We start from the raw sequence: 25,795 nt of genomic DNA, 5'->3' as shown, positions 1-25,795 counted from the left end.
GATGTATAGTCAGGCTTTTTGATGCCTTTTGTAAATAACTGGACCGCTCTCGGGGCCGGGGCACCGGTGATCGCCCTATTGCTGGGGCTGTCCGTGGTGGCAACGGCCATTGTTCTGCTGCAGCTCTGGCAGTGGCGGGGCGTGCGCCTGCGGCCGCCGGTCTGGGTCGATGCGGCGGTCACGGACTGGAAAAAGGGCGAGTCGCCGGATGCCCGGGCGCACTTGGCCGGGCAGCAGGATCCGCTGTCGATGGCGCTACTGTCCGGCATGGCTGCGTCTCCCAGGGGCGAGCCGGGCGAGGCCTTTCGGGAAGCCTTTGAGCGCCAGGGAACGGCGTCATTGCTGCAGCTCCGCTATGGCCTGCGCACCCTGGAGGTTATTGGCCAGCTGGCGCCCCTGATCGGCCTGTTCGGCACGGTGCTGGGCATGATCGATGCCTTTCAGGCCCTGGAGGCCGCACAGGGACCGGTTGACCCCGGCGCGCTGTCCGGCGGTATCTGGACGGCGCTCATCACCACGGCAGCGGGGCTTGCCCTGGCCATTCCCTGTGTCCTGATCTTTAACCTGCTGGAGCAGCGGGTGGTGCGACTGGCTCATGCCATGGATGAATTGCTGAGCCGCACACTCTACCCCGGCGCCGTCGACGATACGCCGTGAGGCCCCTCGCCGAGCAAATGGCCCGTTCGCCGCGTCGGGCCGTCTCCCTGACACCGTTGATCGATGTGGTTTTCATCCTGCTGGTGTTCTTCATGCTCGCGGCAAGCCTGCAACGGGAATCCGCTCTCGAGGTGGTGCCGGCGGTTGCCGCTGACCCCGCGGACATGCCGGTTGATGCCCGGGTGCTTTGGTATGACGCCACGGTCCACGGGCTGCGGCCCCGGGGCGATGAGCCGCTGGTGTCCGCCGAGGGGGTAGCGGATCGGGTGAACGAGGCCCGCGATACGCATCCCGATCAAATGACGGTGGTGGCGCTGATCGCCGATGAGGGACTCTCGGTGCAGGCCCTGGTGGACTACCTGTCCGCCCTGGAGGCTGAGGGCGTCCGGCATATCCGGCTAGTGGGAGTGCCATCGACATGAGTCTTCGGCGAACGGCAACCCGAAGCCTCACCGGGCGATTGGCCCCCGCCAACCCCGGGAGCGATGCCTCGTTGCTGCCATTGATCAACCTGGTGTTTCTGATTCTGATCTTTCTGATGATGGCGGCGGTGCTGGTGACTCCCGCTCCCTTCGACGTGGAAGCCCCCCGCTCCGAGGCGGGCATCCGGGATGATCCGTCAGCCCATCGGGTCGCGCTGTCCGGTACCGGTGAGCTGGCGCTGGCGGGTGAGCGTCTGTCCAAGGAGGTCCTGGTTGAGCGGTTGGGGCAGGCGCCGGCGCCGGCGACTGGGGGGCAGGGCGTGCTGATCGAGGCGGATGCCCGGCTGGACGCCCGTCAGGTCCTCGCGCTGGTGACGCGCCTTGAGGCCGAGGGCTTTGGCCCGGTCCGCCTCAAGCTGGAACCCGCGGGGGACTGAGTGGACAGCCCCATCGGTGCATGGCAACGGTGCCTGGCGCTGGCCGCCGCCCTGCTGCTCCACGGGCTCGCCTGGGTGGCATTCAGCGGCTGGTGGACCGCCCCACCGCGCCCCGTCACCGGCCTGGATGAGGCCCCGCCCGCGGCGGACATTCGGGTGCTGTCTGCTGCCGATGTGCCGCCTCATTCGTTACCCCGCCAGCCGTCTCCGGCCACTTCGCCGCCGCCGGCGGTTCCGGTGGGCGACGCGGTTCCGCTAATGGCGCCGCCGGAAACCGATCCGGGTGGGGCAGACGAAACGGGCGGGACCGCTGATACGGCCGAGGACGCCCCCAGCGATGATGCGAAGCCGGATCCGCCGCTAGTCACGGACCCTGAGCCCGAGCGGACCTCAGAGCGGGATCCGGAACGACAGTCCACCGATGGTGGGATTGGCGCCGAAAGCGATTCCGGCCTGGAGGATGCCCGCGAAGTCGCGGAGGCGACCTGGGAAGCGGCGCTGCGTCGCCACCTCATGGCCTTTCGGGACTATCCCCGACAGGCCCGTCTCCGTGGGCTGGAAGGCACGGTGACCCTGCAGCTCGCCGTTGACGCCACCGGCACCATCGAGGACTTTCAGCTGCTGGAGTCCAGTGGCCATGGGCTGCTGGATGAAGCGGTTCGTCGCATGGCGCATCAGGCCAGCCCGGTGCCGGCGCCACCCGCCAGCGCCATGACAGGATCCAGGGCGACAGTCACGGTACCGGTGAGGTTTTCCCTTACTCCCTGAGGCGGGCATAAAAAAACCCGGCGACGTTGCCGCCGCCGGGTTCGGATCAGATGGCCCCGATGGTGCGTCAGCGCTCGCCGGCGAAGGCCGAGAGCAGCTGCAGCAGGCTCAGGAACAGATTGTAGATGGTCACGTACAGTGTGATGGTGGCCATGATGTAGTTGGTCTCACCGCCGTTAATGATCTCACCGGTCTGGTAGAGAATCAGTGCGCTCATCAGCACCACGAAGGCGGCACTCACGGCCAGCGACAGGGCCGGCATGGAGAAGATGATCGCGACGATGGCGCCGGTGAACGCCACCAGCACACCCGCCAGGATGAAGCCGCGCATGAAGCTGAAATCCCGCTGGGTCGTCAGCGCGTAGGCGGACAGCCCCAGGAACATCACGCCGGTGCCGCCCATGGCCATCATGACCAGTTCGGCGCCGTTGGCGAATGCGGTGAGATAAAAGCTGATGATCGGCCCGAGGGTGAACCCCATGAAGCCGGTGAGCGCGAACACGCTAACCAGGCCCCAGACGCTGTTTCGAAGGGCGGTGGTGAGGAAAAGCAGGCCGAAATAGCCGGCCAGCACCAGCACCCAGTGCACCGGTGGCGCATTGGTCGCCATGGCCACGCCGGCCATGGAGGCGCTGAACAGCAAAGTCATGGCGAGCAGCGCATAGGTATTGCGCAGCACCCGGTTGGTTGCGAGGACCGATCCGGCCCCTGTGGTCCGGCCGGCGGTTACCGCGCGAAAGTCCTGAGCCATCGAATTACCTCCCGTGAGTGTTTGGGCATACTCTGCAACAGTGCCATTAGATCGCTCCAGTGTCACGTTGGTTCACTCGCCTTTCAGGCCGCCATGGCGGCTTGCAGGCCACCCGTAAAAGCCTTAACTTCCGCCACCCCGGTGGTTACCCAACGAGAGAAATTCTGTGAATATCATTTGCCTGGATCTGGAAGGGGTTCTGGTCCCCGAAATCTGGATTGATTTTGCCGATCTCACGGGCATTGACGCGTTGCGGGCGACCACCCGGGATATCGCCGACTACGATGAGCTCATGCAGATGCGTCTCGCCGAGCTGGACCGGCATAACCTCGGGCTGCGTGACATCGAGGCGGTCATTGACCGGATGGCGCCCCTCGACGGCGCGCTGACATTTCTCGATGGGCTCCGGGCCCGCTACCAGGTGATCATTCTGTCGGACACTTTCTACGAATTTGCCCGGCCCCTCATGCGCCAACTGAACTGGCCGACCCTGTTCTGTCACACCCTCGAGACGGACGAGCACGGACGCATCAGCGGCTATCAATTGCGAATGCCGGATCACAAGCGCGCGGCCGTGGAGGCGTTTCGTCAGCTGAACTTCAATGTGGCCGCCGCCGGCGATTCCTACAACGACACCGGGATGCTGGGTGCGGCCCATCACGGATTTCTGTTCAATGCCCCCGACAACGTGATCCGGGACTTCCCCGACTTTCCGGTGATGGGCGACTATGCCGCCCTGTCCGAGGCCATTAGCGACAGGCTCGATCAATCATGACCCAGACGCCCACTCGGGTCGCATTGCTCGCCGACACCCATGGTTTCCTCGACAACCGGGTGGCGGACTGCGTCGCCGAGTGCGACGTCGCCGTTCATGCCGGAGACATCGGTGGCGCCGACATTCTGTTTGCGCTCCAGCCCCGGGATACGGTGATTGCCATCCGCGGCAATAACGATGACGCCGCACACTGGGCGGACGGCGAGGAAGACATTCTGGCCACGCTGCCCACAGAAGCGGTACTGGATTTGCCGGGCGGGCGGCTCAAGGTGGTGCATGGCGACGACGGCGGCAGTCTGGAACAGCGTCATCGGCGCTATCGCCGGCAATACGGCGACTGCCGCGCCGTGGTCTACGGCCACAGTCATCGTCAGCACTCCGATCAGACGGCCATGCCATGGCTACTCAACCCGGGCGCCGCTGGCCGCACCCGCACCTATGGCGGCCCCGGCTGCATGATTCTGGTCTGCGGTGAGGAGGGCTGGGCGCTGGATACGCGGCAGTTCGAGCCGAAGAGTTATCCGGGACCGCGAAAACGATCAGGGGACGGCCGAAAGGCACCCAACCCGCGGCGGGATGGCTGACAACCGAGGATCCGGTCAGCACCGGCGCGAAGCGGCACGCATCGCTCGGCGTGATGCGCCCCTGAAACCGACCTATGCCCTGGACCTGCCGGTCCTGGCCCACGCCGAGACCATTCGCGAGGCGGTCCAGTCCCATCAGGTGGTGGTCATCTGTGGCGAGACCGGGTCCGGCAAGAGCACCCAGCTGCCAAAGCTGATGCTGGAGCTGGGGCGGGGCATCGACGGCATGATCGGCCACACCCAGCCAAGACGAATTGCCGCCCGCAGCCTCGCCAGCCGCGTTGCCGAGGAGTGCGGCACCGAGGTGGGCCGTGGTGTCGGCTACCGGGTCCGCTTCGGCGACCGCACCACGCCGGAGACCCGTGTCAAGCTGCTCACCGATGGCATGTTGCTCGCCGAGACCCAAGGCGACCGGGATCTGGCCGACTACGACACCCTGATTATCGATGAGGCCCACGAGCGCAGCCTCAACATTGACTTCCTGCTGGGGTATATCAAGCGGCTGCTGCCACGACGGCCTGACCTGCGGGTGATCATCACCTCCGCGACCATTGATCCGAAACGCTTTTCCGCGCAGTTCAATGACGCCCCGATTATTGAAGTGTCGGGACGCAGCTATCCGGTGGAGGTTCGCTACCGTCCGCTGGCGGCGCTCAACGAGGACGAGCGGGAGCGGACCCTGCGGCAGGGGGTGCTGGACGCCTGCGATGAGCTGGCCGGTCTGGGTCGGGGTGACATCCTGGTCTTTCTCCCCGGCGAGCGGGAGATCCGCCAATGTGCCGAGGCCCTGCGCAAGCACCATCCGCCCCACACCGAAGTGCTGCCGCTATTTGGCCGACTGTCCAACGCCGAGCAGCAACGGGTTTTCGCCGCCCATCGTGGCCGGCGCATTGTTCTGGCCACCAATGTGGCGGAGACGTCCCTCACGGTGCCCGGTATCCGCTACGTGGTGGACAGCGGCCTGGCGCGCATCAGCCGCTACAGCTATCGCACCAAGGTCCAGCGCCTGCCGGTGGAACCCGTGGCCCGCTCCAGCGCGGACCAGCGGGCGGGGCGCTGCGGCCGTGAGGCGCCGGGTGTCTGTATCCGCCTCTACGACGAGGCGGATTATCAGGCCCGCCCGGCGTTCACCGAGCCGGAAATTCTGCGGACCAACCTGGCCTCGGTGATTCTCCAGATGAAGCACCTGCGGCTGGGGGATATTGACGCCTTTCCGTTCATCGAGCCGCCGGATCCGCGCTATGTCAAAGACGGCCTCAAGCTGCTCAATGAACTGGGGGCGCTCAACCGCCGGCAGCGGCTGTCGCGGCTCGGGCAGCGCCTGGCCCGGCTGCCGGTGGACCCTCGACTCGCGCGGATTCTGCTGGCGGGGGAGCGGGAGGCCGCATTGGCGGAGATGCTAGTGATCGCGGCGGCGCTCTCCATCCAGGATCCGCGGGAGCGCCCCATGGATCATCGGGATGCCGCCGACGCCGCCCAGGCGGGGTGGCAGGATCGCCAGTCCGACTTCATCACCCTGCTGCGGCTCTGGAATGACTATCGGGAGCAGGCCCGGCACCTGAGCCGGCGCAAGCTGCAGGTCTGGTGCCATGATCATTTCCTCTCCCATGTTCGGATGCGGGAATGGGCGGACGTCCATGGCCAGCTGCGTGGGCTGGTGCGGGGCATGGGCCTGACCGAGAACGACACGCCGGCCCGGGGCGTGGGCATTCATCGGGCACTGCTGACGGGATTTTTGTCCAACGTGGCCCGTCGCGAGGATGGCGAGGAGTATCGGGGGCCCCGGGGCCTCAAGCTGGCGATTCACCCGGGGTCGGGGGTGGCCCGTCGTCGCCCGCGCTGGATCGTGGCCGCCGAGCTGGTGGAAACCCGCCGGGTGTTTGCGCGAACCGCCGCCGAGGTTCGGCCGGAGTGGATCGAGCCCCTTGCCACCCACCTGGTCAAGCGGCGCTACCACGACCCCTGGTGGCAGGCGGACCGGGGCAAGGTCCTGGGGCGGGAGGACGTCACCCTCTACGGTCTGCCCATCGTCAGTGGCCGCAAGATTGACCATGCCCGGGTCGCGCCGGAGGAATGCCGGGCCATCTTCATCCGTGACGGGCTGCTGGGTACGCCGCCGCCGAACCCGCCGGACTTTCTGAAGGCCAATCAGGCCCTGGCGGAAGCCGTGGAAACCCTGGAAGCCAAGACCCGACGCCGGGATGTGATGATTGACCAGCAGGCGCTGTTCGATTTCTATAACGAGCGGCTGCCGGCCGAGGTGGTGGATGGTCCCAGTCTGTCGCGGTGGCTCAAGGCGGGCGGCGATGACGCGTCGCTGCGGCTGACCCGCGAACAGCTCATGTCCAGCACCGCGGATCCGGTGGCCGAGGCTTACCCCGATCACTGGGCCATTGCCGGCGTCCGGCTGCCCCTTCAGTACCACTTCGAGCCCGGCGCGGCGGATGACGGCGTGACCGTGCGGGTGCCCATTGCGGCCCTCAATGCGCTCCCGCCGGAGCCCTTTGAATGGCTGGTGCCCGGATTGCTGGAGGAAAAAGTGGTAACCCTGATTCGGGCCCTGCCCAAGTCGCTGCGCCGCAATTTCGTGCCGGTGCCGGACTTCGCCCGGGCGGTGCTGGAATCGCTGCCGGATCGCGAAGGCTCACTGGAGGCCGCGGTCCGCCAGGAGCTGCGGCGCATGACCGGCATTGACCTGCCCGGCGATGTCTGGGAATCCCTCGAGCTGCCGGCCCATCTGCAGATGCGATTCGCCATTGTGGATGGCGACGGCCGGGCCATCGCCAGCGGTCGCGATCTGCCAGCGCTGCAGCGGGATCTCGCCGGCCAGGCCTCGGAGCGTTTCTCGGCACCGACGGACAGCGGCTTTGAAAAGGACCGGGTTCACGATTGGGATTTCGGTGCCCTGCCGGAGCGGGTGCCCTTCCAGCAGGGTGGCGTGACCCTGCAGGGCTACCCGGCCCTGCAGGTGGAGGGGGAGCACGTGGCGCTGCGTCTGCTGGATAGCCCCGAGCGCGCCGAGCTGAGTCATCGCGCCGGCGTGCGGCGGCTGCTCATGAAGCGCTTCGCGCAACAGGCCCGGCACCTGCGTCGCGGCCTGGAGGGGCTGGATCGCATGGCCCTGAGCTACCGCGATGTGGACACCCCCGAGGCGCTGAAACGGGATCTGGCGGAGGCGGCCTTCGACCGGACATTCCTGAGCGACACGGTGCCCCGGGATCGGGAAGCCTACCGGGCCTGTGGTGCGGCGGGTCGTGAACGCCTGGTGGAGGAGGGTGAACGGCTGCGGGATCTGGTCTCTGATATCCTTGCGCGCCAGGATGCCGTACGTCGGGTGCTGCGGCGGGATGTGCCCCTGGGCCTGATCGACAGTTTCCAGGACGTGCGCCAGCAGCTGGATGGGTTAATTTACCCCGGCTTTCTCCTCCAGACCCCGGCCGGGCGGCTGAGCGAACTGCCCCGCTATCTGGAGGGGATATCGCGTCGCCTGGAGCGGCTGCAGCGGGATCCCAATCGGGACCAGTCGGGTCTGGCCGTGATTGCACCCCACCAGCTCCGACTGGACGAGGCCCGGGCGCGGCATGCCCGTCGCGGGATTCGTGACGGGGCGCTGACCACGGTGCGCTGGATGCTGGAGGAATACCGGGTCTCCCTGTTTGCGCAGGAGCTGGGCACCCGTGAGCGGGTCTCCGAGAAAAGACTGGCCCAAGCCTGGGAAGCGGTGCGTTGAGCCGCCCCGGCGGCCATTAACCGAAGACAAGAGGAATAACGTGCAGGACACCAACCTGATCGTCACTCGACTGGAAGACCTCAAGGGACGTGCCGAGTCCCTGAGGGGGTATCTTTGACCTCCCGGGTCAGGAAGAACGATTCGAAGAAGTCACCCGCGAGCTGGAACAGCCGGACATCTGGAATGACCCGGAGCGCGCGCAGACGCTGAATCGCGAGCGCGCGGCCCTGGAGCGGGTGGTGGTGCAGATGCGCGGGCTGCTCAGTGGCCTGGAGGAAGCCGGCGAACTCCTGGAAATGGCCCGGGAGGAATCCGATCAGGAGACGCTGGACGCGGTGGCAGTGGATCTGGACGAGCATGCCCGCACGGTGGAAGTGCTGGAGTTTCGACGCATGTTCTCCGGCGAAATGGATGCCGCCAATGCGTTCGTGGACATCCAGGCCGGCTCCGGGGGCACCGAGGCCCAGGACTGGGCGGAAATGCTGCTGCGCATGTACCTGCGCTGGATTGAGCGCAAGGGGTTTGCCAGCGAGCTCATTGAGGTCTCCGAAGGCGAACAGGCCGGCATCAAAAGTGCCACGGTGCGGGTCGAGGGCGACCACGCTTTCGGCTGGCTGCGCAGCGAAACCGGTGTTCACCGCCTGGTGCGCAAGTCGCCATTCGATTCCGGTAACCGTCGCCACACGTCATTTGCCTCGGTGTTTGTCAGTCCCGAGCTCGACGAGAACATCGAAGTGGACATTGATCCCTCCGACCTGCGGGTGGATGTCTACCGGGCCAGTGGAGCCGGCGGGCAGCACGTCAACCGAACCGAATCCGCCGTCCGGATCACCCACTTGCCCACCGGTGTGGTGGTGCAGTGTCAGAGCAGCCGCTCCCAGCACAAGAACCGGGCCACCGCCATGAATCAGCTGCGCGCCAAGCTCTACGAGCGCGAAATGGAGGCCCAGCGGGAGCAGGCGGCGCAGGTGGAGGACACCAAGGCCGACATTGGCTGGGGCAGCCAGATCCGTTCCTACGTGCTCGATCAGAGTCGTATCAAGGACCTGCGCACCGGTGTCGAGGTAGGGAACACACAGGCCGTCCTCGACGGCGACCTCGACCAGTTTATTGAGGCCAGCCTCAAGGCGGGTCTTTAGGGCCCGCGGGCCCGATCAATCAAGGGGACAGGGGACATGACCCAGGAACAGGATGAGCATCGGCTGATTGCCGATCGGCGGCGAAAGCTCACCGAGTGGCGGGAGACCGGGCGGGCCTTTCCCAACGATTTCCGTCGGGATCATCTGGCGGACAATCTTCAGCGCGAGTTTGCGGCTCATGATGCCGAGGCGCTTCAGGCGCAGCGGGCCGAGGCCCGGGTGGCCGGCCGCATCCTGTACAAGCGGGTCATGGGCAAAGCGAGCTTCGTGACCATTCGGGACATGTCTGGGGACATCCAGCTGTTCCTGCGTCGCGACGATCTGCCGGAGGGGGTCTATCAGGCGTTCAAGGGCTGGGATGTGGGCGACATCGTGGGTGCCGCCGGCCCGCTCATGAGGACCCGCACCGGCGAATTGTCGGTGCACTGCGAGGAGCTGCAGCTGCTCACCAAGTCGCTGCGGCCGCTGCCGGAGAAGTACCACGGCCTGGGCGACACCGAGGCGCGCTACCGGCAGCGGTATCTGGATCTGATGACCAATCCGGACACCCGGCATCTGTTCAAGCAACGCAGCCGGATTGTCCGGCACATCCGGGATTTTCTCGCCCGCCGGGACTTCCTGGAGGTGGAAACGCCCATGATGCAACCCATCCCCGGCGGTGCCGCGGCTCGTCCCTTCGTGACCCACCACAATGCGCTGGAGCTGGATCTTTACCTGCGGGTCGCTCCCGAGCTCTATCTCAAGCGCCTGCTGGTGGGAGGCTTCGAACGGGTTTTCGAGATTAACCGCAATTTCCGCAACGAAGGCGTGTCCACCCGCCACAACCCGGAATTCACCATGCTGGAGTTCTATCAGGCCTATGCCGGCTACGAGGAGGCGATGGATCTCACCGAATCATTGCTTCGCGAACTGGCCCGCGAGGTGGTGGGGAGTGAGCAGTTGACCTGGCAGGGCGAGGCAATCGACCTGGCGACGCGCTTTCGCCGCGTAACCGTTCGCGAGGCGGTGACCGATTACAACCCGGCCCTGGCGGGGCGCACCGCAGACCGCGAGGCGCTGGCGGAGCGGGCGGCGGAGTTGGGCCTCGCCGTGCAGCCCCAGTGGGGCGCCGGCAAGCTGCTCCTGGAAATTTTCGAAAAAACCGCCGAGAGCGAGCTTCGCCAGCCCACGTTCGTGACCGATTATCCCGTGGAGGTCTCGCCGCTGGCGCGTCCCCGGGACGACGACCCCTCAGTGACGGAGCGCTTTGAATTGATCATTGCCGGGCGCGAGATTGCCAATGGCTTCTCGGAGCTCAATGACGCCGAGGATCAGGCGGCCCGGTTCCGTCAGCAGGCGCAGGAGAAGGCCGCCGGCGACGAGGAGGCCATGCATTACGATGCCGACTATATCCAGGCTCTGGAATACGGCATGCCGCCGGCGGTGGGCGAGGGCATCGGCATCGACCGGCTGGTGATGCTGCTGACCGATGCGGCCTCCATTCGGGACGTGCTGTTGTTCCCGGCGATGCGTCCCCTGCCGGTTCAGGCCGATTCCCCCGGGGGCGGGTAGGGCAGATCGAGGAGCTGCAGCGGTCGCCCGTCGACCTGCAGACCCTCCCGTTCCGCCATCTCGATGCGCAGCACCGCCAGCAGTTCGCTGCCCTGTTCGGGGGACAACGCCGCGCTCACCACTTCCCCGGCTTCGGTGCCATCGGCCAGCGTCACCGCGCTGCCGGGGAGTGGTGGGTCATCCCCCAGCCGGGCCCGATACAGACGCCGTTTCAGCTTGCCCAGATAGTGCATTCGGGCCACCACCTCCTGGCCGGGGTAACACCCCTTGGTATAGTTGATGCCGCCCAGTGGCTCGAGGTTGAGCATGGTGGGCACAAACCGCTCCATGGTGGCCGGGGTCACGGTGGGGAGGCCGGCCTGGATATCCAGTAACTGCCAGAATGCCTGGTCGGTGGGAGTCAGGGCGGCCTGGTATCGCTCCCAGAGCGCCGCCAGCTGTTTTTCCGGCGCCAGCACCAGGTAACGGGCGGCCGGATGGCCGGGGACGCGGATGACGTGCAGGTCACCGGCGCGCACCAATTCATTGTCCGCGCGCGGCAGCGAGCCCGCCGTTTCCGTGAGCAGGGTCTCGGCCACGGGACCGGTGACCCCCATCAGTCCCTCATCGGCGGAGAGGTCGGTGATGGCCACCTGGGCGCGGAGGATGAACATCTGCAATTTAGGCCGAATGGCTTCCAGCGTGTCGGCATCGGCCAGCAGTACCAGCCCGGTATCGCTGGGGATCACCCTGAACACGGCTCGGGCTCGACCTTTGGCGCTGCACCAGGCCGCTAGCCGGGTTTCCGTGTCGGCAAGGTCGGCGACGGACTGGGTGAGCTGATTCTGAAGGAACTCCCGGGCGTCGGGGCCAGCCAAATGCAGGAGCCCCAGGTGGGGGAGTGCGGCAACCACACCGCTGTCCCGGGCCGCGAGGGCCCAGTCCGCCGGCGTCGCCGGCGCGGATTGGCCCATGGGTGAGGCGGTCAACAGCCGATCCCAGACGGTGACCATGTCGCGCTCCTTATGCAATGCGTAATGGCAGTGGACGTGGGATAATGCCATTGATCAGCAATTCCCCGCAGCCGTGAGGACGATGTCATGAATGATGAGCGCAACCCGGATCGGCAGCCGGACTCGACCGACCATCAGCCCGTCGAAGGGTCGGACGCCCCTGAATCCACCTCAGTGGACTGGCAGAAGCCGGAGACCTGGCCGGCAGAGACCGGTGGTCAGCGTGGCCCTGAGCCGACCCGCTACGGTGACTGGGAGAGCAACGGCCGCTGCACCGATTTTTGAATGTTCGCTGCCGGTCCATTTGAACATGGTGCACTGCGGCGATCTTGTGCAGCGACCGTCCAACGGGTATCTTGGCGGAACAATTCCAAACTATCCTGCATCTGGAGAGTCGCCTGATGAGCACGGATAACCGGCCCCTGTCGCCGCATCTGCAAGTCTATCGCCTGCCCTTCACCGCCCTGACGTCCATCAGTCACCGGATTTCCGGGGTCCTGCTCTCCGGCGGAGCGCTGGTGCTGGTTTACTGGGTGGTGGCCACCGCCGCCGGCCCCCAGGCTTACGCCACCGCCAATGCCATTCTGGGCAGCCTGCCGGTGCAGGTCCTGCTGTTCGCCTGGACCTTCGTGCTCTTCTATCATCTTTGCAACGGCATCCGGCACCTGTTCTGGGACGCCGGCTACGGGCTCAGCCTCGAGGCCGCGCAGCGCTCCGGGCAGACCGTCATCGGTGCGGCTGTGGCGCTGACGCTGCTCGCCTGGCTTATCGCTCTGGTCTGAGGAGGCCTGTAATGGAATTTCGGACTCCGATTAAGGAAGCCCGGGGCCTGGGTGCCTCGCATCACGGCGCCTCCCACTGGTGGGTGCAGCGGCTGAGTGCCATCGCCATGGTGCCGCTGATGCTCTGGTTGGTGGTCGGCCTGGCGGCCAATTCCGGCGCCAGTTACGCCGAGGCCGCTGCCTGGCTGGGCGGCCCGATCAACTCGGTGGTCATGGTGGTGATGTTCGGCGTGCTGTTCTATCACGCGTCGCTCGGCCTCCAGGTCATTCTCGAAGACTACGTGAGTCACAAGGGCGTGCGCCTTGGGCTGGTCATCGCGGTGCGATTCCTGGCGGTTGTTCTGGCCGTGTCAGCGATCATTGCCGTCCTTAGTATTGCACTCGGAGGCTGAGATATGAGCGCCGATTACGAGATTGTCGATCACAGCTATGACGTGGTCGTGGTAGGCGCCGGCGGTGCCGGCCTTCGGGCGACCTTCGGCATGGCCGAAAAAGGGCTGAAAACAGCCTGTGTGACCAAAGTTTTTCCCACTCGCAGTCACACCGTGGCTGCCCAGGGGGGTGTGAGTGCGGCGCTGGGCAACATGGGTGACGACGACTGGCGCTGGCATGCCTACGACACCATCAAGGGGTCGGACTGGCTGGGCGACCAGGACGCTATCGAATACATGTGCCGCGAGGCGATTCCCGCGATTATCGAGCTTGAGCACTATGGTGTGCCCTTCTCGCGAACCGAGGAAGGCAAGATTTATCAGCGCCCCTTCGGCGGCATGACCACGCATTTTGGTGAGGGCACCGCACAGCGCACCTGTGCGGCAGCGGACCGCACCGGCCATGCCATCCTGCATACGCTCTATCAGCAGTCCATGGCTCACCAGGCGGAGTTCTACATCGAGTACTTCGCGCTGGATCTGATCATGGAAAATGGCGCCTGCCGGGGTGTCATCGCCCTCGAGCTTGCCACCGGAAAAATCCATCGCTTCCGAGCTCATATCGTGGTTCTGGCGACCGGGGGCTACGGCCGAGCTTGGTTCTCCTGCACGTCGGCGCATACCTGCACCGGCGACGGGGGTGGCATGGTGCTGCGGGCCGGGCTGCCGCTCCAGGACATGGAGTTCACCCAGTTCCACCCCACGGGCGTGTACGGCGCCGGCTGCCTGATCACCGAAGGCGTTCGCGGCGAAGGCGGGTATCTCACCAACTCCGAGGGCGAGCGCTTCATGGAGCGTTACGCGCCCAATGCCAAGGACTTGGCCTCGCGGGACGTGGTGTCCCGCTCCATGACCATCGAGATTCGGGAAGGTCGGGGTGTGGGTCCCAATGCCGACCACATCCACCTTCATCTCGAGCATCTCGGCCCCGAGGTGATCAATCAGCGTCTGCCGGGCATTGCCGAGACGGCCCGCATTTTTGCCGGCGTGGACGTCACCGAGGCGCCCATTCCGGTTCTGCCCACCGTCCACTACAACATGGGCGGTATCCCCACCAACTACCGGGCCGAGGTCGTGGCCCCCCGGGACGGCGACCCGGACGCCGTGGTGCCGGGCCTGATGGCCATCGGCGAAGCGGGCTGCATTTCGGTGCATGGCGCCAACCGGCTGGGTTCCAACTCGCTGCTGGATCTGGTGGTCTTCGGGCGAGCCGCCGCCATCCGGGCCGCTGAGATCGTGGCCGAGTGCGGCGAGCACAAGCCGCTGCCGGCGGATAGCGCCGATTATGCTCTGGGGCGGCTCGACCGGCTCCGCAATGCGGACGGCAGCGAGCCCACCGCCAAGGTGCGCGAGCGCATGCAGAGCGTGATGCAGCAGTACTCGGCGGTGTTCCGAACCGCGGAGACCCTCGAGGAGGGTAGTCGCCAGATCCACGAAATCTATCAGTCGCTGGCTGACATCAAGGTGGTGGACCGGTCACTGGTCTGGAACACCGACCTGGTGGAAACCCTGGAACTTGAGAACCTGCTCGGCAATGCGGTGGTGAGCATGGACTCGGCACTCAATCGACAGGAGAGCCGGGGTGCCCACGCCCGTGAAGACTTTGCCGACCGTGACGACGAAAACTGGATGAAGCACACTGTGTCCTGGTTGCAGGACAGTGGCGATGTCCAGCTTGATTACCGCCCGGTGCACATGACGACGCTCACCGACGAGATGGAAGTCATCCCGCCGAAGAAGCGCGTGTACTGAGACAGGAGGCATTTGCCATGGCCCAGTTTGTTCTTCCCCCCAATTCCCGGATCAAGGAAGGCAACCACCACGCTGCCACCGACGCCACCAACACCCGCGTGTTCAAGGTGTATCGGTGGGAGCCGGACAGCGGGGAGAACCCGCGTCTGGACTCCTATGAAGTCGATCTCGATACCTGCGGGCCGATGGTTCTCGACGCGCTGGTCAAGATCAAGAACGATATCGATCCCACACTGACCTTCCGCCGCTCCTGCCGAGAGGGGATCTGCGGCTCCTGCGCCATGAACATTGACGGCAGCAATACGCTGGCCTGCACCAAAGCCATTGAGGACATTAAAGGGGATGTTCGCATCTACCCCTTGCCGTCCATGCGGGTGGTCAAGGACCTGGTGCCGGACATGACGCATTTCTATGCGCAGTACGCCTCTATCCGGCCCTGGATCCGGACCGAGACGCCGGCACCACCGGATCGGGAGCGCCTGCAGAGCCCCGAGGACCGCGAAGAGCTCGATGGTCTCTACGAGTGCATTCTGTGCGCCTGTTGTCAGACATCCTGCCCCAGTTACTGGTGGAATCCCGATCGGTATCTCGGCCCGGCGGTGCTGCTGCAGGCCTATCGGTGGGTGGCGGACAGCCGCGACGAGGACACTGGCGGCCGGCTCGACGATCTGGATGACGCGTTCAAGCTGTACCGCTGCCATACCATCATGAACTGCGCGTCGGCCTGTCCAAAGGGGCTCAACCCCGCCAAGGCGATTGCCGAGCTGAAGCGATTGATGGTGGCCCGGCAGTAGCCACACAACGTGAGCGAGCATTCCAGGCTGCGCTGGCGTTGCCGGCGCGGCACCACCGAGCTTGATCGCCTGCTGACGCGCTTTATCGAAGCGGAGTCCGATGGCTATTACTCGCTGGACGCCACCGGCCGGGAGCGGTTCGAGCAGCTGCTGGACACCGAAGACGACCAGCTGATTGACTGGCTGGTCAATGGCCAACCACCCAGGGAAGATGAGCTTGCCGACGTCGTTCGATCCATTCGTGCCGCCTCCGGGCTTTGCGATTGAAAACACCCGGCCCCTCTTCATTCTGCTGCTGATTCTCGTTGTCGTGGTCACGGCGATGCTATGGATTGTCCCGGGCATCGAGTGGGGGCTTCGGACGGTGCTTTTGCTCGCCACTGCGGGAGTCGGTATCCGGATCGTTGGCCGGCACGGCCGGGCCGGCTCTGGCCGCATCACCCGACTCCAACCATTGGGCGAGGGCTTCTGGCGTTTTGAATTGGCCAACGGCCACTGCTGGGTGGGCCGACAGGGCGATGCCATCACCAGTCCAGTGATCACCATCATTCGTATCGGCGGTTGGCCGTGGCATCGCTGTGCGGTAGTGCCCGCCGGTGCCATGGGAGCCGAGACCCACCGTCTTCTGCGCCGATGGGTGCGGGGATGTTAGGGTTGAGCAACTGGTGTGGCGGAATGGCCTCGGGTTTCCGCTGAACTTCGAGGCCAGTTACGGGTCACTAGTGGCTGGCAGCGTCCGGCTGCCGGGGCATCCGGGCGTGGAGGCACGATGAGCACGGCTAATGCGGACAGGGAGTTGGTCAAGCGGGTCCAGGCCGGTGACAAGCAGGCCTTCGACATGCTGGTGCTCAAGTATCAGCACAAACTGGTCAAACTCATTTCGCGCTATGTTCATGATCACGCCGAGGCACTCGACGTCTCCCAGGAAGCCTTCATTAAGGCCTATCGCGCCATCCCGAACTTCCGCGGCGACAGCAGTTTCTACACCTGGCTCTATCGGATCGGCATCAATACGGCCAAAAATCACCTGGTGTCCCAGGGACGCCGCCCCCCGGATAGCGATATTGATGCACAGGATGCGGAACGATATGACATCGAATCGCGTCTCAAAGATCAGGAGTCTCCCGAGGCGCTGGCCCAGCGGGATCAGGTGCAGGCAACCGTGATCAGCGCGATTGAGGAGCTCCCCGAGGATCTGCGCGTGGCCATTACGTTGCGTGAGTTCCAGGGGATGACCTACGAGGAGATTGCGCAGGCAATGGAATGCCCCATAGGAACGGTGCGATCACGGATATTTCGTGCTCGTGAAGCGATTGACCGGCGGCTGCGGCCGCTGATTTCAGACATCGGTGGGTGAATGGCGATGCAGGACAACAAATTTGAACCGATTTCGGCGGTGGCGGACGGCGAGCTCGACGCCGACGAGTTGCGGTTTCTTTTAAGGAGGGTGGAAAGCGACCCGGAATCCCGCGAAGCGCTGGGTCGGTATCACGCCATGAGCGCGGCGGTACGACATGAGTATGTCCCCGGCGCGGATAGCCTGGCGGATCGGGTTCGGGCCAGTATTGATGGCGAACCGGCTCACACGGCACCTGAGGCGTCGGCGCAGGCCGGCGGCGCCACCGGCCGGTGGCTGCGCCCCGTTGGCGGGATGGCCATCGCGGCGAGCGTGGCCCTGGGCGTGCTCATCGTCGGGCCGACGTTGTTCGATGCCGGCAATCCCGCGCAGGGGCCGGTGTCCGAGCCGTCCGTGGCGGTCATTCAGGGCGCTCCCTTCGAGGGACAGCTTGAGCGAGTGGGCACTTCCAGTGGAGGTCAGTCGGCCGCCACCGGTGCGGTTCCCATCGCTTCCGCCTCCCTTGACGCTGAAGCCCGGCAGCGGCTGAACGCGTACTTCGTCAACCACAGCGAATACGCCGCGGACGGGCAGCTGGGTACCTCATTGCAATACGCGCGCATCATGGGACATGGCAGTGAGCGATAAAAGGCTGCTTCGGTCGTTTATGGCGGGGATTCTGGCCTCTGTCATGGCGGCCGGTGCTTCTGCCCAGTCGCCGGAAAGCGCCGAGGACTGGCTGCGCTGGTCCCAGGAGGCGCGCAGCCAGCACAGTTTTGTGGCGGAATTTATCTATCAACATCAGGACCACGTCGACACCATGCGCATCTGGCGCTCCGCTCACCCTGACGCCGGGGTGCAGGAGCGACTGTTTTCCCTCTCCGGCGAACCCCGGGAAATCATCCGCGACCACGAAGAAGTGACCTGCGTGCTGCCCAGCGCCCAGGCCGTAATGGTGGATCGCCGGCACTGGCAGGCGCCGCTGGATGCCCGCCTGCCCGACAGCCTCTCTGATCACGAGCCACACTACCGGGGCCGTGTGATTGGCGAAGACCGGGTGGCCGGCCGACCAACCCAGCGAGTGGCCATCCTCGCGGAAGATGCGATGCGTTATGGCTATCAGCTCTGGTTTGACCAGGAAACCGGACTGCTCATGCGGGCGGAACTGGTGAGTTCGGAGGGAGACGTGCTCGAGCGGGTCATGATGCTGGACATGGAACTGCGCGACGGGCTCGAGCCCACAGAATTGATGTCCCAGTTACCCCAGGAAGGATTCAAGCGAGTCACTGCCCGGGCCACACCATCGGCGGACGACCAACCGATTGACGCCTCATCCTGGTCGGTCGCCGACCTCCCGGACGGGTTCCAGCTGCACATGGAGCGCGAGCAGGCGCTACCCGGTCGAGACCAGGCTGCCCGGCATCTGCTCTTCAGTGACGGCATCGCCACGGTTTCCATTTACATCGAGGCAGAAACCCCCGACGAAAGAATGCGCGGGGCTTTACGGATGGGTGCCATGAATGTCTACACCACCACCATGGATGGCTACCAGGTCGTTGCCCTTGGCGAGGTGCCGTCTTCCACCGTTGAGCGGATGGCGACCTCACTTCAACGGGCCGACTCCACTTCGAACGCGAGCCACTAATCATGCAGCATTTTCTTGCCGGCCGCCGGGTCTGGACGACTCTCGTTTCTCTGCTCATGGCGGCGGCGCTCTACGGCGCATCGGCCGGGGCGCAGTCATTGCCGGACTTCACCGGGCTGGTGGAGCAGAACAGCCCGGCGGTGGTGAACATCAGCACCACCCAGGAAGGGCGCCCGGCCCGGGGCGGGAATCGCCGCCTGCCGGATATCCCGGGAATGCCGGATCTGCCGGACGACCATCCATTCCAGGATTTCCTTGATCGCTTCATGGACGAAGACGGCGCGCCACCGAGGCAGTTTGACACCCGGTCACTGGGCTCGGGGTTCATCATCTCCGAGGACGGTTACATCCTCACCAACAACCACGTGGTGGATGGTGCCACCGAGATTGTGGTGCGTCTGAATGACCGGCGTCAGATGACCGCCGAGCTGGTGGGGGCTGACGAGCGAAGCGACCTGGCACTGCTCAAGGTCGACGGCGAGTCGCTGCCCACGGTGGAAATCGGCAGTTCATCAGACCTGCGTGTGGGTGAATGGGTGCTGGCCATCGGCTCGCCCTTCGGCTTTGAGTATTCGGTGACTGCGGGCATTGTCAGTGCCAAGGGCCGCAGTCTGCCCACCGAAAACTATGTGCCGTTTCTCCAGACCGACGTGGCCATCAATCCGGGCAACTCCGGCGGGCCGCTGTTCAACCTCGATGGCGAAGTCATTGGCATCAACTCTCATATTTACAGCCGCTCCGGGGGGTTTCAGGGCATTTCCTTTGCCATCCCGATTGAGCTGGCGGTGGATGTGGCCGATCAATTGCGGGATGCCGGCACGGTCAGTCGAGCCTGGCTGGGCGTGGTCATTCAGGATGTCACCCGGGACCTGGCGGAGTCCTTTGGCATGGATCGCCCGGAGGGGGCTCTGGTGGCCCAGGTGATGCCCGGATCACCGGCGGCCAATGCCGGTTTCGAGTCGGGGGACGTCATCGTTGAGTTCAACGAGCGTGAGGTGCCGAACTCTGGCTCGCTCCCACCCATGGTCGGCCGTACACCCGTGGGTGAAACCGTGCCGGTGGTGGTGGTGCGGGACCAGGAGCGCCAGACCCTGCAGGTCACCCTGGAGCAGTTGCCGGAGGAGACCACTCGGGGCGGACCCGCCGAGCCCAGTGGTGATTTCGAGGAGCTGGGTTTTTCCGTGGAGCCGCTGACGGATGACGCCCGCAGCGCGCTGGACCTGGAGCCGGAAGTCACCGGCGTGATCGTCTCCGAGGTCATGGGTGGCGCCGCCGCCGAGGTGGGGCTCTCTCAGGGGGACGTTATCACCCGGGTCAATCGGGAAGACATTGAAAATGTCATGGACCTGCGGCGCTTGCTCAGCGACGTGCCCAGCGGGCGGAGCGTTCCCCTGCTGGTGATGCGGGACGGCAGTCAGCGCTTCCTTGCCCTGCGTATGCCCTGATGGGTATCGTGAACGGCTGAGCGGCGGCATGCCGGGAATTCGGGGCCGCAGCAACAGAGGTTGCTGCGGCCGCTTTGTTTGGCCAACCGGCAACGGCCGGCACAGGTTTACATGGATCAGATCAGAAATTTTTCCATCATTGCCCACATTGACCACGGCAAGTCGACCCTGGCGGATCGACTGATCGAGCGATCCGACCGGTTCAGCAAGCGCGAGATGAATGCCCAGATGCTCGACTCCATGGATCTGGAGCGGGAGCGGGGCATCACCATCAAGGCCCAGAGCGTGTCGCTCGATTATCAGGCCCGGGACGGGCGGACCTATCAGCTGAACTTTATCGACACCCCGGGGCATGTGGACTTCTCCTACGAGGTCAGCCGCTCGCTCTATGCCTGTGAAGGGGCTCTGCTGCTGGTGGACGCGGCCCAGGGCGTGGAAGCCCAGAGCGTTGCCAACTGCTACACCGCCGTGGAACAGGGTCTGGAAGTCATTCCGGTGCTGAACAAGATCGATCTGCCCTCGGCGGAACCGGACCGGGTCGTTCAGGAGATCGAGGAAATCATTGGGCTGGACGGCACCGACGTGCTGCCCATCAGTGCCAAGACCGGTATCGGCATTGACGATCTGCTGGAGTCCATCATTCAGCGGATGCCGGCGCCCCAGGGCGATCCCGACGGGCCGCTGAAGGCGCTGATCATTGACTCCTGGTTCGACAACTACCTGGGAGTGGTTTGCCTGGTTCGGGTATTTGATGGCGAGCTTCGCCGGGGTGACCGCATCAAGGTGATGTCCACCGGCCGCGAATTCCAGGTGGACGAGTTGGGCATCTTCACCCCGCAGCGAACGGTCTGGGATTCCCTCAGTGCCGGGCGCGTGGGCTTTGTGGTGGCGGGCATCAAGGACATCGACGGCGCGCCGGTGGGTGACACCCTCACTCATGCCAAGGCGCCCACCGATGCGCCGGTGCCCGGCTTCCAGCGGGTCCAGCCGCGGGTCTTTGCCGGCGTGTTCCCCACCTCGTCAGATGATTACGAGGCCTTCCGGGATGCCCTGGGCAAGCTGCGCCTGAACGACGCCGCCCTCAATTATGAACCCGAGAACTCCGAGGCGCTGGGATTCGGTTTTCGGTGCGGCTTTCTTGGCATGTTGCACATGGAAATCGTTCAGGAGCGGCTGGAGCGCGAATACGGTCTCGATCTCATTACCACCGCCCCCACCGTGGTCCACCAAGTGCTGGACAAACAGGGTGAGGAGCACGCCGTTCACAACCCGTCGGAGCTCCCGCCGGTTAACGTCATCGACGAAATCCGCGAGCCCATCATCATGGCCAGTATTCTGGTGCCCCAGGAGTACGTGGGCGCGGTCATCAAGCTCTGTGAAGAAAAGCGCGGCGCCCAGAAGGGCATGCAGTACGTCGGTAATCAGCTGTCCCTGGAATACGAAATGCCCATGGGCGAGGTGGTGCTGGACTTCTTTGATCGGCTGAAGTCGGCCACCCGCGGCTATGCCTCCTTCGATTACGAATTCCGGCGATTTCAGGCCGAGCGGCTGGTAAAGCTGGACGTGATGGTCAATGGCGATCGGGTGGACGCCCTGTCGGTGATTGTTCATCGGGATCAGGCCGAGAGCCGGGGGCGGGATCTCACCGAGCGGCTTAAAGAGATTATTCCGCGACAGCAGTTCGAGGTTGCCATTCAGGCAGCGGTGGGCACCAAGGTGATCGCGCGCTCCACGGTCAAGGCTTTGCGCAAGAATGTCACCGCCAAATGCTATGGTGGTGACATATCCCGCAAGAAAAAGCTGCTGGAAAAGCAGAAGCAGGGCAAGCGGCGCATGAAGCAGGTGGGCTCGGTGGAAATTCCTCAGGACGCCTTCCTCGCCGTCCTTCAGGTGGACAACAATAAGTAGAGACGGAGGGCGGCACCCGCCATGCTGAATTTTGAGCTATTGCTGGTCGTGCTGACCGTGGTCAGCGGGCTGGTGTGGGTCTTCGACCGCTTCCAGCGCAAACGACGGCCGCCCGGCGCCGCCGTCAACTGGTGGGTAGATCTGGGGCGTTCGCTGTTCCCGGTGATCCTCATCGTGCTGGTGGTGCGTTCCTTCGTGATCGAACCCTTCCGCATTCCCTCGGGCTCCATGCTGCCCACCCTGGAGGTCGGTGATTTCATCGTGGTCAATAAATTCGGGTATGGCCTGCGGGCGCCGGTGACTCGGGATCTGCTGGTGCCGGTGGGGGAGCCGGAGCGGGGAGACGTGGCAGTATTCCGCTATCCCGTGGATCCCTCCCAGGACTACATCAAGCGCATCGTGGGTCTGCCCGGAGACGAGGTCACCTATTTCGGAAAGCGCCTCATTATCAACGGCGAGGCGGTGCCCGTGGAGTCACTGGGCGGCTGGCAGGAGCGCGACAGTCTGCGGTTATTCCGCGAGCAGCTCGGCGACGACTGGCACCGGGTGGTGATCGATGACACCGCCCCGGATCGCGGCTTCAGTCTAACCGTCCCCGAGGACAAGTTCTTCGTGCTGGGGGACAATCGTGACCGCAGCAGTGACAGTCGATTCTGGGGGCCGGTGCCGCGGGACCACATGGTCGGGCAGGCCTTTTTTGTCTGGCTGAGCTGGGATGGTGGCCCCAACTGGTCACGCATGGGGCGTCGCATTGACTAGCCATGGAGAGCAGGTGTCCGTCATGAGAGAACTGCGCGCCCTGGAGGAGGGCATCGGCTGGACCTTCGGCGAGTCGGATCTGCTGCGTCAGGCTCTCACCCATCGCAGCGCCAGCGGCCCCAACAACGAGCGACTGGAATTCCTCGGCGACGCGGTTCTCAATTTCGTGATTGCGGATGAAATCTACCGGCGCCGCCCGGATCTCCGCGAGGGCGAACTCAGTCGTCTGCGTGCCGCGCTGGTCAACAAGAATGCCCTCGCGGCCATTGCCCGCGACACCGGCCTTGGCGGGCATATCGTGCTTGGCAGCGGCGAGCTGAAAAGCGGCGGTCGGCGACGGGACTCCATTCTTGCCGATGCCCTCGAGGCCCTGATCGGCGCGGTTTATCTGGATGGCGGGTTCGAGGCGGGGCGCGATCTGGTCCTGCGGCTGTATACCGATCATCTGGACCGACTGCCGGAAATGGAAGCTCACAAGGACGCCAAGACCCGGCTGCAGGAGTATCTGCAGGCCCGGGGCCTCGAATTGCCAGCCTATGCGGTGGAGGAGGTGAGCGGCCGGGCCCACGAGCAGGTGTTTCATGTGGTCTGCACCAGTGAGGCGTTGCAGCAAGCCGGCGAGGGCCGGGCCGGCAGCCGCCGGCAGGCCGAGCAGGAGGCGGCCGCCGATCTGCTTCGGCGGCTCGGCAGCCATAACCATGATCCCGGGGAGCCCTCATGAGCGATGAGCGTTCGGCCTATCAGCCCGTCGGCTTTGTCGCCCTGGTGGGACGGCCCAATGTGGGCAAATCCACTCTGCTGAATGCCCTGCTGGGCCAGAAGGTGAGTATCGCCACCCGCAAGCCCCAGACGACGCGGCATCGGATACTGGGCATCCATCACCGCCCGGATGCCCAGATCATCTATGTAGACACCCCCGGGCTTCACGAAGGTGGCCGCACGGCCATGAACCGTTACATGAACGACGCGGCCGGCAGTGCCCTGGCGGATGTGGACGTGGTGATCATGCTCACCGAAGCCCACCGTTGGACTCCCCAGGACCAGGTGGTGCTGGAGCGACTGGAGCGGGTTCGCTCCCCGGTGATCGCGGTGCTCAACAAAGTGGATCGGACCGCCGACAAACAGCGTCTGCTGCCAGCCATTGCCGAGATGGATCAGCGCCGGGAGTTTGCGGCCGTGGTGCCGGTGTCCGCCACCAAACACGACAATCTGGACGCGTTGGAGTCGGCCATCATCGCCCGGCTGCCGGAGGGGCCGCCGCTGTTTCCACCGGAGCAGATCAGTGACCGGGGTGAGCAGTTCATGGCAGCGGAGCTGATTCGCGAGCAGTTGATGCGGCATCTGGGTGACGAGTTGCCCTATGCCAGCACCGTCGAGCTCGAAGCCTTTGAGCAGGAAGGCCGGTTGCGGCGCATTGCCGCCATCATCTGGGTGGAGCGTCCCGGCCAGCGGCGTATCGTTATCGGCGAAGGCGGCGAGATGACCAAACGCATTGGTGCGGCCGCCCGCCGGGAGATGGAGCGCCTTTTCAAGGCGCGGGTTTATCTGAAGCTCTGGGTCAAGGTACGTGAGGGCTGGTCCGATGACACCCGCATGCTGCAGGCGCTGGGCTATCGCGAGGAGTAGCGGCTCCCATGGGCCGTGATGCGGTCCTGGAGCCCGCCTTCGTGCTCCACGGGCGGGCCTATCGAAACACTAGCCGACTGCTCGAAGTGCTGTCCCGAGACCATGGCCGCATCGGCCTGGTGGCCCGGGGCGCGGCCGGGCCCCGCTCCCGTCTGGCCGGACTGTTGCAGCCTTTTCGTCCCCTGGCCATGACCTGGCGGGCTCGCGGCGAGCTGGGCACCCTGCAGACGGCGGAGGCCGCCGGTGTGCCGCTGCCCCTGCAGGGCCGCCGCCTGGTCAGCGGTTTTTATGGTAACGAGCTGCTGATCCGGCTGCTGGGCCGGGAAGATCCGCACCCGGGGCTTTTCGAATGCTACGTGGGCTATCTGGAGGCCCTCACCACGGTGAGCGATGAGGCGGTGGCCGTGCGTGCCTTTGAGCGGGATCTGCTGGGTCTGCTGGGCTACGGGCTCGCCCTGACCGTGGATGCCGACGATCAGCCGGTGGTGCCCGAGGGCTGGTACCGGTACGATCCTGGCCGGGGTGCGGTGCCCGTGGCTGGCCCGAACGGCGGCGGCGTGATCGTTTCGGGGGATCTGCTGACCGGGCTGGCGGCACCCATGCCATCACCTCAGGTGGCTCGGGCCAGCCGAGCGCTCATGCGTGCCGTGATGGCGCCGCACCTGGGTGACCGGCCCCTGAGAAGTCGAGAGTTATATGCCCGCTACCCCACAGGAGGTCGCCAACATGGCCCATCATCAAGGCAGTCTTGAGCCGTTGCTCGGCGTTAATGTCGATCATGTGGCGGGCCTGCGTCAGGCTCGTGGCACCCGCTATCCCGATCCCGTGGCGGCCGCCGCCATGGCCGAACAGGCCGGGGCCGATGCCATTACGGTCCATCTGCGGGAGGACCGTCGGCACATCAATGAGCGGGACGTGGCGCTGCTGACGCAAACCCTGCAGACCCGGATGAACCTGGAAATGGCCATCACCGACGAGATGATCCAGCGGGCCATCGACCTGCAGCCCGCCGATTGCTGTCTGGTCCCGGAGCGCCGCCAGGAGATCACCACCGAGGGGGGGCTGGATGTCGCCGGGGATCCGGAGCGCTGTCGCCAGGCCTGTCAGCGCCTGGCCGAAGCGGGCATTCGGGTGTCACTGTTTGTGGACCCGGAGCCGGCCCAGTTGCAGGCCGCCGTGGACGTGGGCGCTCCCGTGGTGGAGCTCCATACCGGGGCGTTTGCCGATGCCACCAGCGACGGCGCCATTCACGAGGAGTTCACGCGGCTTCAGGAAGCGGCGTCCCTGGGCCAGTCCCTGGGTTTGCAGATCAATGCCGGGCATGGTCTGCACTACCACAATGTCGCGCCGATCGCCGCCATGCGGGAAATCACCGAACTCAACATCGGTCATGCCATCATCGCCCGGGCGGTGTTCAGTGGCCTCGACGCCGCCGTCCGGACCATGAAGCAGCTGATTCGTGAGGCGCGGCATTGAGCATTGTCGGTATCGGCACCGACCTGGTGGCGGTG

The 25,795-nt window shown here is 65.0% G+C and carries 28 protein-coding genes; 26 read left to right on the top strand and 2 right to left on the bottom strand.

Going from position 1 to position 25,795, the window contains the following annotated elements; translation table 11 throughout:
• Nucleotides 1-21: 21 nt before the first annotated feature.
• From GJ672_RS06465 to GJ672_RS06450, 4 genes are read left to right on the top strand one after another with little or no spacing between them, the layout of a single operon-like run.
• Complete coding sequence (locus GJ672_RS06465) at nt 22-657, top strand: MotA/TolQ/ExbB proton channel family protein (RefSeq protein WP_154296425.1); 636 nt, start codon at nt 22-24, stop codon at nt 655-657.
• Complete coding sequence (locus GJ672_RS09535; protein WP_229381834.1) at nt 654-1,079, top strand: biopolymer transporter ExbD; 426 nt, start codon at nt 654-656, stop codon at nt 1,077-1,079. Before GJ672_RS06465 ends, GJ672_RS09535 begins: the two co-directional genes overlap by 4 nt.
• A complete protein-coding gene (locus GJ672_RS06455) occupies nt 1,076-1,516 on the top strand; it encodes a biopolymer transporter ExbD (protein WP_154296424.1) in 441 nt (146 codons plus the stop codon). Before GJ672_RS09535 ends, GJ672_RS06455 begins: the two co-directional genes overlap by 4 nt.
• The gene (locus GJ672_RS06450; RefSeq protein ID WP_154296423.1) at nt 1,517-2,284 is read left to right on the top strand and encodes an energy transducer TonB; all 768 of its coding nucleotides are present in this window, start codon (nt 1,517-1,519) and stop codon (nt 2,282-2,284) included.
• A gap of 67 nt (nt 2,285-2,351) precedes the next feature.
• Here the strand turns inward: GJ672_RS06450 and GJ672_RS06445 are convergent, their stop codons facing one another.
• Entirely contained in the window at nt 2,352-3,035 is a 684-nt protein-coding gene (locus GJ672_RS06445) for a Bax inhibitor-1/YccA family protein (protein WP_154296422.1), read from the bottom strand.
• A gap of 166 nt (nt 3,036-3,201) precedes the next feature.
• Here GJ672_RS06445 and thrH point away from each other — a divergent pair, with 166 nt between their 5' ends.
• The 5 genes from thrH (at nt 3,202) to lysS (ending at nt 10,814) form a co-directional block, all read left to right on the top strand.
• A complete protein-coding gene (gene thrH, locus GJ672_RS06440; RefSeq protein ID WP_154296421.1) occupies nt 3,202-3,810 on the top strand; it encodes a bifunctional phosphoserine phosphatase/homoserine phosphotransferase ThrH in 609 nt (202 codons plus the stop codon).
• Nucleotides 3,807-4,394 (top strand): metallophosphoesterase, encoded by a 588-nt coding sequence (locus GJ672_RS06435; protein WP_154296420.1) that lies wholly within the window; start codon nt 3,807-3,809, stop codon nt 4,392-4,394. Before thrH ends, GJ672_RS06435 begins: the two co-directional genes overlap by 4 nt.
• Complete coding sequence (gene hrpA / locus GJ672_RS06430) at nt 4,387-8,124, top strand: ATP-dependent RNA helicase HrpA (RefSeq protein WP_154296419.1); 3,738 nt, start codon at nt 4,387-4,389, stop codon at nt 8,122-8,124. The genes GJ672_RS06435 and hrpA overlap by 8 nt, the downstream gene beginning before the upstream one ends.
• Before the next feature lie 40 nt (nt 8,125-8,164).
• Nucleotides 8,165-9,263, top strand: a protein-coding gene (gene prfB / locus GJ672_RS06425; protein WP_154296418.1) for a peptide chain release factor 2 whose coding sequence is annotated in 2 segments (ribosomal slippage) — nt 8,165-8,239 and nt 8,241-9,263 — 1,098 coding nt in all. Because the reading frame shifts where the segments join, the coding sequence is not laid out codon by codon here.
• Nucleotides 9,264-9,299: 36 nt separating this feature from the next.
• Nucleotides 9,300-10,814 carry a lysine--tRNA ligase gene (gene lysS / locus GJ672_RS06420; protein WP_154296417.1) on the top strand — a complete coding sequence of 505 codons (1,515 nt, stop codon included), beginning with the start codon at nt 9,300-9,302 and terminating at the stop codon, nt 10,812-10,814.
• On the opposite strand, the gene GJ672_RS06415 is transcribed toward lysS, so the two are convergent.
• A complete protein-coding gene (locus GJ672_RS06415; RefSeq protein ID WP_154296416.1) occupies nt 10,787-11,857 on the bottom strand; it encodes a folate-binding protein YgfZ in 1,071 nt (356 codons plus the stop codon). The genes lysS and GJ672_RS06415 overlap by 28 nt on opposite strands.
• Nucleotides 11,858-11,893: 36 nt before the next feature.
• Between GJ672_RS06415 and GJ672_RS06410 the strand changes: the two genes are divergently transcribed.
• The 17 genes from GJ672_RS06410 to pdxJ all read left to right on the top strand — a co-directional run bounded on the left by GJ672_RS06410 (nt 11,894) and on the right by pdxJ (nt 25,760).
• Nucleotides 11,894-12,091, top strand: a complete 198-nt coding sequence (locus GJ672_RS06410) for a DUF1674 domain-containing protein (protein WP_154296415.1) — start codon at nt 11,894-11,896, stop codon at nt 12,089-12,091.
• Between the two features lie 116 nt (nt 12,092-12,207).
• On the top strand, nt 12,208-12,588 hold the full coding sequence (gene sdhC, locus GJ672_RS06405) for a succinate dehydrogenase, cytochrome b556 subunit (protein ID WP_154296414.1): 381 nt from the start codon (nt 12,208-12,210) through the stop codon (nt 12,586-12,588).
• Nucleotides 12,589-12,599: 11 nt separating this feature from the next.
• Nucleotides 12,600-12,980, top strand: a complete 381-nt coding sequence (gene sdhD / locus GJ672_RS06400) for a succinate dehydrogenase, hydrophobic membrane anchor protein (RefSeq protein ID WP_154296413.1) — start codon at nt 12,600-12,602, stop codon at nt 12,978-12,980.
• A gap of 3 nt (nt 12,981-12,983) precedes the next feature.
• Entirely contained in the window at nt 12,984-14,771 is a 1,788-nt protein-coding gene (sdhA, locus tag GJ672_RS06395) for a succinate dehydrogenase flavoprotein subunit (RefSeq protein ID WP_154296412.1), read from the top strand.
• 17 nt (nt 14,772-14,788) lie between these two features.
• Nucleotides 14,789-15,565 carry a succinate dehydrogenase iron-sulfur subunit gene (locus tag GJ672_RS06390; protein WP_154296411.1) on the top strand — a complete coding sequence of 259 codons (777 nt, stop codon included), beginning with the start codon at nt 14,789-14,791 and terminating at the stop codon, nt 15,563-15,565.
• 9 nt (nt 15,566-15,574) lie between these two features.
• Nucleotides 15,575-15,832 carry a succinate dehydrogenase assembly factor 2 gene (locus GJ672_RS06385; protein ID WP_154296410.1) on the top strand — a complete coding sequence of 86 codons (258 nt, stop codon included), beginning with the start codon at nt 15,575-15,577 and terminating at the stop codon, nt 15,830-15,832.
• Nucleotides 15,783-16,217, top strand: a complete 435-nt coding sequence (locus GJ672_RS06380) for a hypothetical protein (protein WP_195759470.1) — start codon at nt 15,783-15,785, stop codon at nt 16,215-16,217. Before GJ672_RS06385 ends, GJ672_RS06380 begins: the two co-directional genes overlap by 50 nt.
• Nucleotides 16,218-16,334: 117 nt before the next feature.
• The gene (gene rpoE / locus GJ672_RS06375; RefSeq protein WP_154296408.1) at nt 16,335-16,922 is read left to right on the top strand and encodes an RNA polymerase sigma factor RpoE; all 588 of its coding nucleotides are present in this window, start codon (nt 16,335-16,337) and stop codon (nt 16,920-16,922) included.
• Between the two features lie 6 nt (nt 16,923-16,928).
• Nucleotides 16,929-17,549, top strand: coding sequence for a sigma-E factor negative regulatory protein (locus GJ672_RS06370; RefSeq protein WP_195759469.1), 621 nt, complete (start codon nt 16,929-16,931; stop codon nt 17,547-17,549).
• Nucleotides 17,539-18,546, top strand: coding sequence for a MucB/RseB C-terminal domain-containing protein (locus tag GJ672_RS06365; protein ID WP_195759468.1), 1,008 nt, complete (start codon nt 17,539-17,541; stop codon nt 18,544-18,546). Before GJ672_RS06370 ends, GJ672_RS06365 begins: the two co-directional genes overlap by 11 nt.
• A gap of 2 nt (nt 18,547-18,548) precedes the next feature.
• The gene (locus GJ672_RS06360; protein ID WP_195759467.1) at nt 18,549-19,991 is read left to right on the top strand and encodes a DegQ family serine endoprotease; all 1,443 of its coding nucleotides are present in this window, start codon (nt 18,549-18,551) and stop codon (nt 19,989-19,991) included.
• A gap of 111 nt (nt 19,992-20,102) precedes the next feature.
• The gene (gene lepA, locus GJ672_RS06355) at nt 20,103-21,899 is read left to right on the top strand and encodes a translation elongation factor 4 (RefSeq protein ID WP_154296405.1); all 1,797 of its coding nucleotides are present in this window, start codon (nt 20,103-20,105) and stop codon (nt 21,897-21,899) included.
• A gap of 21 nt (nt 21,900-21,920) precedes the next feature.
• Nucleotides 21,921-22,658, top strand: a complete 738-nt coding sequence (lepB, locus tag GJ672_RS06350; protein WP_229381833.1) for a signal peptidase I — start codon at nt 21,921-21,923, stop codon at nt 22,656-22,658.
• Between the two features lie 22 nt (nt 22,659-22,680).
• On the top strand, nt 22,681-23,379 hold the full coding sequence (rnc, locus tag GJ672_RS06345) for a ribonuclease III (protein WP_154296404.1): 699 nt from the start codon (nt 22,681-22,683) through the stop codon (nt 23,377-23,379).
• Entirely contained in the window at nt 23,376-24,284 is a 909-nt protein-coding gene (gene era / locus GJ672_RS06340) for a GTPase Era (RefSeq protein WP_154296403.1), read from the top strand. Before rnc ends, era begins: the two co-directional genes overlap by 4 nt.
• Nucleotides 24,285-24,292: 8 nt before the next feature.
• Nucleotides 24,293-25,036: a DNA repair protein RecO gene (recO, locus tag GJ672_RS06335; protein WP_154296402.1), complete on the top strand. Its 744-nt coding sequence runs from the start codon at nt 24,293-24,295 to the stop codon at nt 25,034-25,036.
• Nucleotides 25,011-25,760, top strand: coding sequence for a pyridoxine 5'-phosphate synthase (gene pdxJ / locus GJ672_RS06330; protein ID WP_154296401.1), 750 nt, complete (start codon nt 25,011-25,013; stop codon nt 25,758-25,760). The genes recO and pdxJ overlap by 26 nt, the downstream gene beginning before the upstream one ends.
• Nucleotides 25,761-25,795: the final 35 nt, after the last annotated feature.

Origin of the sequence: Spiribacter sp. 2438, from assembly GCF_009676705.1 — a bacterium.
Classification (GTDB): domain Bacteria; phylum Pseudomonadota; class Gammaproteobacteria; order Nitrococcales; family Nitrococcaceae; genus Spiribacter.
The sequence above is the reverse complement of the archived record's forward strand: the minus strand, read 5'-3'. Positions and strand labels throughout refer to the sequence as shown.